The 14,300-nt window shown below is 56.3% G+C and carries 11 protein-coding genes; 5 read left to right on the forward strand and 6 right to left on the reverse strand.

The window, feature by feature from the left end:
• Nucleotides 1–63 precede the first annotated feature (63 nt).
• From JTM80_RS14390 to bioD, 3 genes are all read right to left on the reverse strand, one after another.
• Nucleotides 64–384 carry an MGMT family protein gene (locus JTM80_RS14390; protein ID WP_172355515.1) on the reverse strand — a complete coding sequence of 107 codons (321 nt, stop codon included), beginning with the start codon at nt 382–384 and terminating at the stop codon, nt 64–66.
• Between the two features lie 37 nt (nt 385–421).
• Nucleotides 422–1,726: a glutamate-5-semialdehyde dehydrogenase gene (locus JTM80_RS14395; protein WP_205369662.1), complete on the reverse strand. Its 1,305-nt coding sequence runs from the start codon at nt 1,724–1,726 to the stop codon at nt 422–424.
• Between the two features lie 84 nt (nt 1,727–1,810).
• A complete protein-coding gene (bioD, locus tag JTM80_RS14400; protein ID WP_172355511.1) occupies nt 1,811–2,497 on the reverse strand; it encodes a dethiobiotin synthase in 687 nt (228 codons plus the stop codon).
• A gap of 444 nt (nt 2,498–2,941) precedes the next feature.
• Here bioD and tatA point away from each other — a divergent pair, with 444 nt between their 5' ends.
• The 4 genes from tatA (at nt 2,942) to JTM80_RS14420 (ending at nt 8,261) form a co-directional block, all read left to right on the forward strand.
• Nucleotides 2,942–3,112, forward strand: coding sequence for a twin-arginine translocase TatA/TatE family subunit (gene tatA / locus JTM80_RS14405; RefSeq protein ID WP_172355509.1), 171 nt, complete (start codon nt 2,942–2,944; stop codon nt 3,110–3,112).
• Nucleotides 3,113–4,090: 978 nt separating this feature from the next.
• The gene (locus JTM80_RS14410) at nt 4,091–6,016 is read left to right on the forward strand and encodes a type I secretion C-terminal target domain-containing protein (RefSeq protein WP_172355507.1); all 1,926 of its coding nucleotides are present in this window, start codon (nt 4,091–4,093) and stop codon (nt 6,014–6,016) included.
• A 251-nt stretch (nt 6,017–6,267) separates the two neighbouring features.
• The gene (locus JTM80_RS14415) at nt 6,268–6,753 is read left to right on the forward strand and encodes a hypothetical protein (RefSeq protein WP_172355505.1); all 486 of its coding nucleotides are present in this window, start codon (nt 6,268–6,270) and stop codon (nt 6,751–6,753) included.
• Nucleotides 6,754–7,073: 320 nt separating this feature from the next.
• Nucleotides 7,074–8,261 (forward strand): transposase, encoded by a 1,188-nt coding sequence (locus JTM80_RS14420; protein ID WP_172354921.1) that lies wholly within the window; start codon nt 7,074–7,076, stop codon nt 8,259–8,261.
• A 105-nt stretch (nt 8,262–8,366) separates the two neighbouring features.
• Here the strand turns inward: JTM80_RS14420 and JTM80_RS14425 are convergent, their stop codons facing one another.
• Both JTM80_RS14425 and JTM80_RS14430 read right to left on the reverse strand, forming a co-directional pair.
• Entirely contained in the window at nt 8,367–10,892 is a 2,526-nt protein-coding gene (locus JTM80_RS14425; protein ID WP_205369664.1) for an AAA family ATPase, read from the reverse strand.
• Between the two features lie 195 nt (nt 10,893–11,087).
• Nucleotides 11,088–11,465 carry a hypothetical protein gene (locus JTM80_RS14430; RefSeq protein ID WP_172355501.1) on the reverse strand — a complete coding sequence of 126 codons (378 nt, stop codon included), beginning with the start codon at nt 11,463–11,465 and terminating at the stop codon, nt 11,088–11,090.
• 217 nt (nt 11,466–11,682) lie between these two features.
• On the opposite strand from JTM80_RS14430, the gene JTM80_RS14435 reads away from it, so the two are divergent.
• Nucleotides 11,683–12,996, forward strand: coding sequence for an NF041680 family putative transposase (locus tag JTM80_RS14435; protein WP_205369514.1), 1,314 nt, complete (start codon nt 11,683–11,685; stop codon nt 12,994–12,996).
• 443 nt (nt 12,997–13,439) lie between these two features.
• Here JTM80_RS14435 and pstB read toward each other — a convergent pair whose 3' ends face one another.
• Nucleotides 13,440–14,240 carry a phosphate ABC transporter ATP-binding protein PstB gene (pstB, locus tag JTM80_RS14440; RefSeq protein WP_172357215.1) on the reverse strand — a complete coding sequence of 267 codons (801 nt, stop codon included), beginning with the start codon at nt 14,238–14,240 and terminating at the stop codon, nt 13,440–13,442.
• Between the last annotated feature and the right edge of the window lie 60 nt (nt 14,241–14,300).

Below are 14,300 nucleotides of genomic sequence, written 5' to 3' on the forward strand. Positions count from 1 at the left end.
CGTTTTTCCCTTTCCGTTCTTCCTTCTTCCTTCTTCCCTTTTCGTTCTTCCTTCTTCCTTCCGTCACTCTCCCCCCGGCCGCCACAAATATTTCCGCAAATCCACCTTTCCTTCTGGGCTAAACTCGATGCCCTCGGCTTCTAGGAGCGATCGCTGCAAATAGTCTGTGCCGTAGCGCAGGGGGGATTCCGATACTTCGCCTTTGGCATTGATGACGCGGTGCCAGGGAATGTCGGAATTTTGCATATCAACCCGATAGAGCGCATAGCCCACCAGCCGCGCCTTGCCGTAGAGTTGCGCCAGGTCAGCGATTTGCCCATAGGTGGCGACTTGCCCGTAAGGAATCTGCCGCACGATGTCGTAGATCACCTGGTAGGTGTTCATCAGTTTCCGGGGTGAGCGCAGAAGTGAGGATGGCGGCTCAGGCGAGGTCGCGGTGGGTGAAGGGGCGGGCGTGTTCGCCGCTGTAGGTGTTGACGATATGCCCATTGCCCAGCAACTGGTACTTATAGGTCACCAGACCTTCTAGCCCCACGGGGCCGCGGGGCGGCATTTTCTGGGTGCTGATGCCGACTTCTGCACCAAAGCCGTAACGGAAGCCGTCGGCAAAGCGGGTGGAGCAGTTGTGAAACACGCCCGCTGCGTCTACTTGAGAGATAAACGTGGCGGCGGCTGCGTCATCTTGTGTGGCGATCGCCTCGGTGTGCCGGGAGCCGTAGGTGTTGATGTGGGCGATCGCCGCTTCTAGCGAATCCACCACGCGAATCGCCAGAACCAGATCGCTGTATTCCGTTGCCCAGTCTGCTTCCGTGGCAGGCTCGATGGCAGCGCCGACTAGGGCTTGTGTCCGGTCGTCGCCGCGCAGTTCTACGCCTGCGGACTGGAAGACCGGAACCATTGCAGGGAGAAACTTTGGCGCAATCGCCTCATGCACCAGCAGCGTCTCAATGGCATTGCAGGCGGAGGGATAGTTGGTTTTGGCATCAAGGGCGATCGCCACCGCCTGGGCCACGTCGGCCGCCCGATCGACGTATAGGTGGCAGATGCCGTCGGCATGGCCCAGCACCGGAATCCGAGTGTTCTCCTGCACAAACCGCACAAAGGCGTTGGAACCCCGTGGAATGATCAAATCCACCTCTTGATCCAACCCCAGCAGTGCCACCGTTTCCTCCCGCGTCGTCAGCAGGCGCACCACCGCTGGGTCCAGGTCTACCGAACTCAGCCCCTGGTGAATCGCCTTCGTCAGCGCCTCGCAGGAGCGCACCGCTTCCCGCCCGCCCTTGAGGATGACTCCGTTCCCCGACTTGATGGCCAGCGACGCAATTTGCACCAGCGCGTCGGGCCGCGACTCGAAAATCACGCCCAGCACGCCCAGCGGACAGGTGATCCGCTTTAGCACCAGCCCGGTGTCTAGTTCTCGATGAAGCTGCACCTGACCCACCGGGTCGGCCAGCCGTGCCACATCGCGCACTCCGGCAATCACGCCACGCAGCTTGGTTTCATCCAGCTTGAGCCGCCCGTAAAGCGGTTTTGCCAGTCCTTCCTCTAGCGCCGCCGCGCAGTCCGCCGCGTTGGCCGCCAGAATTTCTGGGGCGGCGGCTTCTAGGGCAAGGGCGATCGCCCCAACTGCCTGATTTCGCGCCTCGCCCGACAGCGCTGCTAGCCGCCGTGCCGCCGAACGGGTCTGCTGGGCCAGGGTTTTGAGGTCGGGAGTGGAGGTGAGCATGGGAGTGGAGGGTTGGAGTTTGGATTTTGGATTTTGGGAGGCTTGCCTGCGCTATTACCTACCTTATTACCTACTTGTTACCTACTAGCCTTTTATTGGCATCAGCCGCTCCAGCGCTAGGTCAGAGGCGACTTGGGTGAGGCGGCCGAGGTCGGTGGGGTCGGGCAGGTGGGGAATCAGGCCGAGGATGGGAACCTGGGTGAGGGACTGGATCAGGTCGGCAGGGGCCCAGTCGTCAATCTCCTGCTGGGTGCAGGGCGCGATGCAGTTTAGCACAATGCCCTTGACATGGACGCGGGCCTGGCGGGCGAGGGCGACATTGGCGACCGCTTGCCCAATTGCCCCCAGCTTCACCGGAACCACCAGGACGGTGGGAATGCGCCAGTCCCAAGCGAGGTCGGCAACGGTGGTTTCGTGGGTGACGGGCGAACCGAGGCTGCCCAGCGCCTCGACCAGCACCCAGTCTTTTTGTTTAGAAAGAGTTTCAAAGGTGTGCCACGCGCTGTCTAGGTTGATGTTGCGGCCTTCTTTTTCGGCAGCGATGGGCGGCGCTAGGGGCGAGTCAAAGTGGATGGGGTTGATCTCGCTAATGGACTGGTTGAGTGGGAAGAGGCGCTGATAGAGTTCGCGATCGCCCTTGCCAGACTGCACAGGTTTCATAATGCCGAGCGATCGCCCGCCGCTGTGAGCTTGCCAGTAGGCCGCCAGTGCCGAAATCAGCACCGTTTTTCCCGTATCTGAATCCGTCGCTGCAATCAAAAGCGCGCTCAAAACCAACTCCTAGTGACCATTTCCAAAAAGACACGTTCCAGTTGCTAACTCAAGCTAGCAAACTGGATAGGACTTACGCAGTTGGACGATTTATCATAAGCTGTGCCCGCGAGAAATCGTCCAAAGCCCAGAAAACTTATCGCGAGTGTGTAAGTCCTGCTGGATAAAAAACTGGGACAGAACCTTTCCCAGCGAAAACCTACATTATATCGCAGCGGTCAAGCTGTCTCTAGAACCAGTGTTGAGGATGCCCATACCTGCGTAGGCTATAGGCTTCTACCTGCATGGGTTAAGCGCCTTCTGGAGGTTTTGGAGGTTTTGGAGGTTTTGGAGGTTTTGTCTGCAATGGCGGCACTTTGGGCGCTTCGGGCGGTTCCCAGATTGGCGACGCGATGCCCGACAATTCCCGTATAGTGGGGACAGAATGACTGGCAGGAGAGCGTTATGTTTGGTTTGGGCTGGCCCGAGGTTGCCATTATTGCAGTCGTTGCGATTCTTATTTTTGGGCCTAAAAAGATCCCTGAACTAGGCGGGGCTTTGGGCAAGACGCTGCGGGGCTTCAAGGAGGGGATGAACGGAGTAGACGAAGAGGGCGATCGCGAACCGGAAGAATAGCCCCCAAAGTCCAGATTTGGCCGGTCAAAGTGGCATTACCTCAGAGGCAATCCGAGAACTGCTTGAGCGATTGCCAGATGCACCCGATAGAGTTCATCCCACTTTTGTAACCCTCACCCTAAATCCTTCTCCCACTCTGGGAGAGGGACTTTTGAAAAAAAGCCATAGAAACCATAAAGCTGCTGAACCCTGCCGTAGAGTCAGGGGCGGTTCTGCTAGGAATGCTGTAAGTGCTTTTGGCAGTGCGGCAGGTTAGTCCCGTTCGAGAAGCCATCATCGTGCGGCGGGGCAGTCTTGTGCTTATCGCGTTGAATAACTGGTTTCGTACTGATTTCATGCTGATACTGATTTCAGAGCTAATTTGTAAAGGAGCCTGAAAGCCTTGTTAATCAAGGATTTCCGAGAAACCGCTTTTCCTGGGCAAACATGACCTCAAAGCCACACATGCCAAGAGTTTCAGGCTTCTTAAGATTTGCTTCATAAATTAGCTCTCATGCTGATTACGATAAGCAATCACCCCTTGGGAACGTCGCCCTGATTTCGTACTAACTACGATCAGCAGTCACCCCTTGGGAACATTGCCCATCTTTTCCAACAGATTTTTCCAACAGGCTTTTCCAACAGAAACCCTCATGCATTGGGGAGCGAGCGGGAACCTGCGATCGCCCAAATCCATCATATGTTCCGTCCTCTAGCGCTTTCGCTGGAAAAATCGAGGCTCCTCCAAAACATGACAGGCAATTGATCCTGTGATCGAGCAGTTTTTGGAAATCATGCTGTCAGGTGATACAGCAAACTGACCCACACGCGCTAAAACATGAGGCGGCGAGGCTAACTGCCTCCTCTACCCGTTTCTCTATTAGCTTTATTAGCTTTTACACTTCTTTATTTTTGGCGCTGCTTTCCCTCCGTTTCTGATTTCCTAATCTCAAAGCGCACGTCCCTTCAGTCACTTTTCACCCAAACTTTCCTTTCTGTATGTCAACTCCCGGAAAACTCGATACCACCTTCAATGGCAACGGCCGCATCACCTTTGGGCTAGATGGGCTCGACCAGGCCCGCAGAGTGCTGGTTCAAGCCGATGGCAAAATTCTGGCGCTGGGCGACAGCAGTGGCAGCTTTTCGGCGGCCAGGCTGACGGCGGATGGTTCCCTGGACAATAGCTTTGCGGGCAACGGCAGAACCGTGCTGAACTTCAGCGGCACGCAGGTTTTGCGCGATGCAGTGCTGCAATCTGACGGCAAGCTCATCATGGTGGGCGACAGCGATGGCGATTTTGGCATTGTCCGCTTCAACCTCAACGGTTCGCTTGACAGTTCCTTTGCCGGAAATGGCCGCCAGTCTACCAACTTTGGGGCTACAGAAACGGTTCAAAAAGTGTTGCTGCAAAACGACGGTCGCATTCTGGTGATTGGCCAAAGCAGCAGCACCTTTAGCGGCAACAGCTTTGCAGTGGCCCGCTATCGCACGGACGGTTCTCGCGACACCAGTTTTGATAGCAATGGGCGCAATTCGACCAACCTGGGTGCCACGGCGCAGGTTAGCGACGGGCTGCTACAAAATGACGGCAAGATTGTGGTTGCGGGCACCGACGGATCGGCGTTTGCGCTGGTGCGCTATCGCACGGATGGGTCGCTCGATCGAGACTTTGGCAGTCGGGGCATTGTGCGGACGCGCATCGGCAGCGGCACGACGTTTTCAATTGCTCAACGGGTGCTGCTGCAAAATGACGGCAAGCTGATCGCCGTGGGGACGAGTAGCGATGATTTTGCGATCGCCCGTTATAACTCCGACGGGTCTCTCGACCGCAGCTTTGGGCGATCGGGCGTGCGAACTACTGATTTTGGCGGCTTCTTTACCACCGTGGATGCGGTGACGGATGCGGTGCTGCTGTCGGATGGCAAGATTTTGGTGGCAGGGACGAGCGGCGGACGGGTCGCCCTGGCGCGATACAACCGAGACGGCAGCCTCGACTCTAGCTTTGACGGCAATGGGCGCGTCACGACCAGTTTGGGCAATAACAGCACGGCAAAGAAGGTGTTGGTGCAGCCCAATGGCAAGATTTTGGTGCTGGCGGTGAGCGATGGCAGGGCTGCGCTGTTGCGCTACAACAGCAACGGTTCTCTGGACAACAGCTTCGACGGCAACGGGCGCGTCACGACGGATCTCGATGCGGCGGACAACAATGCCGATATTGCGCTCCAGCCCGATGGCAATCTGGTGCTTGTGGGAACCAATGTAGGCTTCTTTGACCGAGATTTTTCGGTGCGCCGCTATGTGGGCGATCGCATCGACGTGAGCCTGGGCACGCCCATTGAACCCATCGACTTTAACAACGGGCCCGCTGGCATTACTCGCAACGGCACCGCTGCCAACGACCGGATTGCGGGCACTCCCGGCAACGATATCCTGCGCGGCAAGCGGGGTAACGATGTGGTAGACGGCAAACGGGGCAACGATCGCCTGTTTGGCGGTGAAGGCAATGACAGCCTGATCGGCCGCGATGGGCGAGATGAATTGGTGGGCGGCAACGGCGACGACACGCTGAAGGGCGGCAAGCGCGGCGATATCCTGATTGGCGGGCGCGGAGCCGATGTGCTGTCGGGCGGGCAGGGCATCGATATGTTTGTCTATAACAACCTGAACGACGCAGGCGATATCATTACCGACTTTGAAGCGGTGGATCGCATTGACCTGCGTGGCATCTTCCGCAGCCCCACCTTTGCTGCGCCCAGCCCCACGGCTCAATACAACCAGTTCATTCGGCTGGTGCAAAATGGCGCGAATACGGAAGTGCAAATCGACCGCGACGGCAACGGCCTGCGGCTAGATTTCATAACGCTGGTGACGCTGCGAAACGTGTCGCTGGATGCGGTGCGACCTCGAAATTTCGTGATTGCCTAGCCGCCGCTCCTGCGGAGACATTGTTCCGTTCTGGGAATTTTGCGCTACGCTCTGAAGCGATCGCCCAACTCACAGACCCCACAAGCCGGAGTGCAAGGGCGATCGCTTCGTCATGTGCGTTTGCTGCTGGACTGTGGGTTATTTCAGAAGGGCGATCGCCCCTCAGATCCATCCTGGTGCGAACCCAATCTGCGAACCGTCCATCGAGTAAAATTAGTACGAAAGTACTTTACTCATTCCCCCAACGCCCTATGGTGCAATATACGCTCGCCCAAAGCCCCGACGTGATCCTCACCGTTCCCGGCAAGGACTCCGCCAAAGCCCGCGACAAAGCGATGGATCAGCTCATTGAGCTAATGGAATCCGGCAGCCTGCCCACGGATCTTTCCGATGGCTTTGGGCCCCATCAGTTTATCGAAGTCAAGGAGCCTGTGTTGACCAACACCGAAGATGAAGACGCAATCACTCAGGCCGTGCAGGTTCTCAGCAACCTGGCCACCCTAAAGCTGCGGGTGCAGGCCTCCCGGGCCGAGGCGATGAAGATCCGCGCCCAAATCGACACCCTGTTCACCGATGAGGTTGTCAGCGAAGAAGAAATCGCCAGCCTCAAAGAGGGCTTTAAGGTGCTAAAAACCTACGCCCAGGCAAACCTGCGCTACCAGGAAGCCCGCGCTCAGGCAGAGCAGGCGAGGACGGTGCTAGATCGGGCGCTGAAATCGGAAGGAGAGAAGACGTAACTGACGGGCGATCGGGGGCAAATCTGCCACTCACTCTAGGGCGTGCTTTAAAGCCCTTTGATCCCCCCTAGCCCTCCTTAACAAGGAGGGAACTGGGCCAAACCGATCCGGAAGTCCCCCTTTTTAAGGGGGATTCAGGGAGATCGACTCCGGGTAATCAACGACCTAGAAAGTCTAAAGTCCCCCTTTTTAAGGGGGATTTAGGGGGATCGACCTGACTGCCTGACACAAGTGGTTGAAAGAGTTGAGACCTCGTCAACAGAGGGAAAAGGTGAGCTGACATGAGACGCTGAAATTTGCGTCATCTCAGGGTCTGTATCATGCCAGCCACCACCTGCCTCTATGATCAAGTGCTGTCGTTATTGCGTCAATCCAGTAATGCCCGCGACCTGCGCCACCTCAAAGCGCTGGCGTGGATGGTGACGGCCCTGGTGTGCAGCGGTCGGTTGAGCCTGCCGCAGTGGGAAGCCTATGTGCCCAGTCGGGCCCGTCAGGCGCAAAGCACCGAACGCCGGTGGCAGCGCTTCCTAGGCAATCGCCGGGTGCGGGTCAAAAGTCTGTACGTGCCGCTGGTGCTAGCCGCCATCCATCGCTGGCAAGGTCGGCGGCTTTACCTGGCGCTCGATACGACGGTGTTGTGGAATCGCTACTGCAGGATTCACCTGACGGTTACCTGTTGCGGACGAGCGGTGCCGCTGCTGTGGCGGGTTTTGGAGCATCCCAGTGCCACCGTCAGCACGAAGCGATACCTCCCCATGCTGCGGTTAGCCCATCGGCTGTTGCAGTCGTACCCCGATGTGATGGTGTTAGCCGACCGCGGGTTTGCTAACCATGACCTGCTGGAGTGGCTAAGCCAAAGTCGCTGGCACTATTGTTTACGCTTGCCCAGTGACGTAGTGGTGCAGGGTCCGCGCCGTCATCCTGTTAAGGTAGGCTATCTGTGGCCTCCCAAAGGTGAAGCTCGACTCTATGAAGGGGTGGGAATCTGGAGCGAGGGGCGCTGGCGCTGCAATTTGGTGCTGGCTCATGTCAAAGGCGTCGAGGAACCCTGGGCGGTCATCACTGATGAGTCTCCCTCCCTCAATACCCTGTGGCAATATGCTCTCCGCTTTCGAGTCGAGGAGCTTTTCCTCGATTCTAAATCTGGTGTCTTTGAGTTAGAAGCTTCCGGCATCCGCTCCGCTCCGGCTCTCGAACGCCTCTATCTGGTCGCGGCGATCGCTATCCTTGATGGCACGACCCAGGGCATGGCGGTGCAACTCGATGGGCTACGCTGCCAGGTTGACCCGCACTGGAGGCGAGGGATTAGCTATCTCAACATAGGTTTGCGCTGGCTCAAGGGTGCCGTCAATAAAGGGCGAACACTGCTTCAGCTGATTGCCCTATTTACCGTTGACCCTGAACCCTGTTTTGCCTCTAAAAAAGCTGAAGCCCACTATTATGACCGCATTTGGTTTTCTAGAATTCAATCCTTGTGCTGCCAGCCGACACCCGGGCAGTCCGCATAAAAAGATGTGTCAGGCAGTCAGCTTACGCACTTTCGATAAGCTCTTTGAATTTTGGACAATTTCTCGCGGGCTGCGCCCGCGAGAAATTGTCCAACTGCGTAAGTCCTACAAGCCATTCAAAAATGCCTGGGTTTCTTCGGCTTCGTAGGGCATTCCAAGCTGTTCAAACAGCGCTAGGGCTTCCCGCGCCCAGCGTTGCGCTTCGGAGGGGTTGCCCCGCGCCTGCACCAGTTCGGCAAAGGAGCGTTTCACATAGGCGCTGCGGGTCGGGTCGTCCTGTTGCTCTGCAATCCGCAGCCCTTCGACCAAAAGCTGCTCCGACTCGTCGAGTTTGCCCTCGCGCACGGCGATGTCGGCCAGCCAGTTTTCCGTCATCCGCACGGCCCGTTCCCAGCCGACCTCGTGGGCCTGGGCGCGGGCGGTTTCAAAGACCTGCTTGGCGGCGGCAATCTGGCCGGCTTTGAAATAGGTCATGCCTCGATAGTAAAGAAGCTGCACCCGCTGGCGGGCATACTTTCCGGCGGGCCAGTCGGCCGGGTTGAGCAGGGCCTCTGCTTCGTCTAGCAACTGATGGGACTCGTCAAACTGCTGCTGCTGGGTTCGCAGGACAGACATTTTTTTCGCCCATTCGGTCTGGAACGGCTGGTCTTGATAGTCGCGCAGGGTTTGAATTTGCTCGAATAGCTGATCGGCTTCTTCTAGCGCCCTGGGCTTGCGGGTGGCGGTCAGCGTCCAGGCGCGGTCGAGCATTACCTCTGCCAGGGTGCGCCAATGGCTGCGCTGGGTGGCCTGAGCAATCAGCCATTCTGTCCACCGCAGGCGATCGCCCCAATAGTCTGTCCGTCCCTTGCGCCGCCCCATGCTGTAGGTATAAGCCTTGACGTTGTTCCAGATCTGGAGCAGTTCGTCATACCAGCCCTCGGTCATACAAAAATCGGCGATCGCCCGCAGGTTTTGCCATTCCTCTTGCAGTCCGTCAAACGACGAGTGCCAGGTTTTTACTTCCTGGTTGGCATAGGGTTCAGAAAAATGAAGCGCCCAGGCGACCCACCGCTGCCGCGCTACCTGGGCAAAGTCGGGATGCGCCTTTAGCTCTGCCAGGGCGTATTCTTGCGTCAGAGGCAGCATTCCGTAGCGATTGTCCTGCTGATTTACCAGCGAGAGTTGACAAAGCTGCGACAGCGCTCCTTGCAGCGCATCGGGCGAGGTCGCCACATCCGCCACCTGAAACAGGGTTTCGCGCAAGACCGGGGTCGGAAACATGGCCAGCGCCATCAGCAGGTGATGAGACGGCTGGCCGCGCAACCCGTTCACCGTTGTCTCAAAGCAAAAGCGGGCCACGTCGCCCGTCGGGTTCGACATACCCTGCAACACCGTCGCTAGGTCAAAGTCGTTGGCAAGCTGCCCGATGGCGTAGTGTATGGCTACGGGTAGGCCGCCTGTGGCCCGCAGCAGGGCCCGCCGTTCCGTGGGGTTCAGCGCCACGCCCTTTTCCTGGGCTTCATGCTGAATCAGGCTCAGCGCCTCGTCGGTGGGCATTGCCACCAGCCGCACAGGGACGAAGACCGACTGTTCGCGGGTGGTCACCAAGCTTTTGACCGATGGCGGCAGATCGTGGAGGAAACTCAGCACCATCTGCGGATTTTCCATCGTTTCCAGATTGTCGATGATTAGCAGCGTCCGGCGTGGTGTGTGGCTCGCTGAGGAACTGCCGTGCAGCGATCGCCGAATCATGTGAATCTGCTCATTCAGGCTGGCTCCGGCGAGTTCCGTTTCGCCCAGCACGTCGGCGATTTGCTGCAAAATGTCTTGGAGCGATCGCATCGGGTCAAAGCGTTGCAGCAGCCCAAAGGATTGCAGATAGCACAGCTTGGCCGATACAAAAATCAGCGCATTGAAGGTGGGGACATTTGGATAGGTCTGGGGGTTGCGACTGGCCGCCAAACAGCGCCGCGCACACTCTACCGCCAGCGAGGTTTTGCCCACGCCGCCAATGCCCGCAATGCTGATCAAATGGGCGGCGTGGTCGGGCGAGAGGAGGTGCAGCAGGCGCTCAATCTCTGCCTCACGCCCAATAAAGGCCGTGCTGGTGGGCGCGGGCAGGTTCTCTAAAATAAACGGCTGAGCAATAAACCGCTGAGCGGGCGATTCGCGAAGCGATCCCTGCGGGAATCGCCCCTCCAAATCAATCCCATTGGGCAACTCCTGCGGCGCTAGAGTCGCAGCCTCATCAGCCCGATCGAGTGCGTTTTCTGAAAAATCTGAGCCAATAGACAGAGTGTTTGGCTGAGCCTGCTGGCTATAGTCTTCCAAGATCAGCCGCAGATTTTTGATGCCGACTTTTTGTGAACAGGCTTGCGACAGTAGCTTCCACAGACGCGGCGCAAACACTCGCTCGACGGTGCCCTGGGAGTAGCCCACCACCTGAATATCCTTGAGCTTGCTGCCCCGCAGCGCTTGCTCCAGCACGATCTTATCGACATCGGTGAGAGACTGATGCAGGCGATCGCCCACCAGCCGATCGGCTACGGCGATGAGTTCTGTAATTTTGGCTTTTTCCGTCGTCACCGTCCGCAGTGCCATATCGCCACCTCTCCGCAGTCCGCTGAAGTGCCAGCCTGCGATTAGCATAGAAGATCTGCTGTCGGCGCGATCGCCACGGGTTCTACAAGAACTTCAGCTGTTTCTTCAGTTTCTTCAATTATGTCTCTTTACTTTGCTATGACATCGCAAACCCACTGACGTTGCAGAAAGAGCAAGAGGTGCTTCCCGGATTTACCCTACCACTGGCTAATTTATTTCAAAAACTTTCGTTTTAAGGTCAAATCAACAGCTAGAAATTGATCCAGACGGTGTACTGACAATTGTGCAACCGTTCGATCCACGAATCATATAAGAGCCATCACTTGGATCGTAATGGGTCGATGAGCCGCTGCGGTTGCTGTTGCTTGGTTGAGGATTGCCATACTGTGATGCAAAGATATTGCCCTGAATTACTGGATTGCCTTCATAACCCCAGTTTCCGTTTTGATCTAGCCAATAGCGTCCTGCTGGAATACGAGTACCCATCAGATATTCCAGTAGTGCCAGTTCTTGACCTTGCACCAATTGACCATTGATCACAACTTGAGCGGTTGCTGTCATATTCAGTGGCCCCAGTAATGAAATTAGGGAAATTGCGAGGGTAATCAGTGTTTTTTTCATGAGTCTGCACCTTGATCATCAGGGAAGCTTGGTGGAGCGAATTAGCTTGTACGCTCCAAACACTTATCGACCCAAGGCATAACTTTTACGCAACCGCAGGCTTCATTTTGAGTAGGCTGAATTTTGACTTTAGTTTGGACTAATGGTGAAGAGGAAGGCAGTCAATGAGAAGCACCGACTGCCGTAAGGTCAATGAAGTACAACCAACATTGACCCCATGATTTTCAACGAACTTCAGCAATTTCGCCAAACGTTGTATGCCAGCTTGGGAAACGCCAGAGATGCCCTGTTTGATCTGATGGATGCCGTGTTAGTGAGTGCGTGCATCGTGTCGTTTGTGAGGCTATCGCAGAGTCCTGTCTTTCGTCGCCAGTGGTCGAGCCCCTATGAAGCGTTGCGCGATAGCCGCCTACCCCGATCAAAGGTGCTGAAGCTGTTGGTGCAGCAGATACCGACTCAGCAGCAACCGTTGTTGGCAGGTGATGCGAGTCGGTGGAACCGTCCTGCTGCCAGGCGTTTGAAAGACCGCACCTTATCAGGCAGAACAGGACATGCCCCGATAGCCGGACAAAACTACAGTACCTTAGCCTGGATTGCTGAAGACAGGGGCAGTTGGGCATTACCATTGCGGCATGAGCGCATCACCAGCTTTGAAACACCCGCCAGTAAAGCGGCATTCCAACTCAAACAAGTGACTCGGCAGTTAGCGGTGCGTCCGTTGGCGATCTACGACCGAGGGTACGGCAATGCCAGTTTTGTCAACCAAACGGCAGGGATTGAGGCAGACTTGCTGCTGCGGGTTACATCCAATCGATGTGTCTATGGCGCGCCCCCAGCGTATCGAGGGCGAGGCGCACCTGCCAAGCATGGACATAAGATGAAACTCAATGACCCTGACACTTGGAGTGTCCCGGTCGAAACCGTTGAAGTCGATGATCCCAACTGGGGACGAGTGCGGGTCAGTCGTTGGAGTGCATACCATTTCCGCAAATCCCCCAAACGGGCAATGGAAGTGTTGCGCGTGGAGGTGCTGGAGACACAGAGCAGCACGCGACGCTTGGCTCCTTTGTGGTTAGTTTGGCTGGGTGAGCAGATGCCTCCGTTAGAAACCCTGTGGTTGCACTACCTCCGTCGCTTTGCCATTGAACACTGGTATCGCTTTGCCAAGCAGAGGCTATATTGGACACATCCCCAGTTCAGTTCTGTATCGGCAACCGAACAGTGGAGCAGCCTGATGCCGTTGCTCAGTTGGCAGTTGTGGTTAGCGCGAAAGGACTGTACTGACCACCCCTTGCCCTGGCAGGCACCGCAAGAAACGTTGACTCCGGGTCGGGTCGCACAAGCGTTTGCAGGCATTTTGGCAGCGATTGGCACCCCTGCTCCTGCGCCTAAACCTCGTGGTAAATCGCCAGGACGAGGCAAGGGGCACAAGCCAACTCCTCGTCCCTGCTATCCGATGGTCAAAAAACGAGCCTCGAAACGCAAGACATCCGAACAATCCCTGAACAGTCCGGTTGCAACAGCAGCTTAACTGCGAGCAGGATTGTATCCAATTCCTTAAGTTCAACTGTTATGAACGGTTGAGCAGATTCTTTATGGCATCCTGTTGAGCATTATTGTGATGCCAGTTAGTCCAAACTAAAGTTTGACCAGTTAGACGAATAGTAAAAAGACGCAAAAAGATGGGCGATCGCCCAGGTCGAGTCATCAAAACAGGATGCCGGATGACACAGACGATCCAAAGCTAAATGCTCTTTGGAGCACACTAGCAGGATGCAAACAGGATGAAAGCTCGACGCAGCCGTGAATCTTGCTGGAATCAATTATGCAAAATGCCCCTGAGTGCAAAGTTCGCATCCAGAGGCGCTTTGAAGGCAAACCTGAGAACTGTAAATCCGAGAAATGCCGTGAGAAATGCCGTGAGAAATACAGCGGCGAAACCGAACCGTGAGGACTGAAGTCGTCCAGTAAAAACTAGCCGAAACGACCGCTCACGTAGTCTTGCGTGGCAACCTGCTGGGGGTTGTTGAAGATTTGCTGAGTCGGTGCATATTCCACCAGGTAGCCCATCTTGCCGCCCTTTTCAGTGGCCTGCGCGTTAAAGAAGGCCGTCATATCCGACACGCGAGAAGCCTGCTGCATGTTGTGCGTCACGATGATAATCGTGTAGTCCTGCTTCAATTCTTGCATCAGTTCCTCAACCCGCAGCGTCGAAATCGGGTCCAGCGCCGAACAGGGTTCGTCCATCAGCAGCACTTCTGGCTCGATGGCGATCGCCCGCGCAATGCAAAGCCGCTGCTGCTGTCCACCCGACAGCGACAGGCCGCTTTCCTTCAGCTTGTCCTTCACCTCATCCCACAGCGCCGCCGACCGCAGAGAGCGCTCCACCAGCGTATCCATGTCCCCTTTGTAGCCATTGATCCGGGCCCCGAAGGCGATATTTTCGTAAATCGACTTCGGGAAGGGGTTGGGCTTCTGGAACACCATCCCAATCCGACGACGCAGTTCAATCGGGTCAACGCTGGGGTCGTAGATATCCACACCGTGATAGGTGATCTTGCCCTCAATGTGGGCCCCCGGAATCAGGTCATTCAAGCGATTAAAGCAGCGCAAAACTGTGCTTTTGCCGCAACCCGACGGACCAATAAACGCCGTAATCTTGCGGTCAGGAACGTCCATGTATACATCCTTCACAGCCATCACAGGGCCGTAGAAATAGGACGTTTTTTCGACCCTAAAGGCAGTGCCCGTATCGACAGAAGAACTCACTTGCATGAATAACCTACCTCAAATAACAAATGCAGCAGTTAGAGAACGACCGTTGGGGCAATAGCA

The organism is Thermoleptolyngbya sp. PKUAC-SCTB121, assembly GCF_016919485.1.
Classification (GTDB): Bacteria; Cyanobacteriota; Cyanobacteriia; order Elainellales; family Elainellaceae; genus Thermoleptolyngbya; species Thermoleptolyngbya sichuanensis.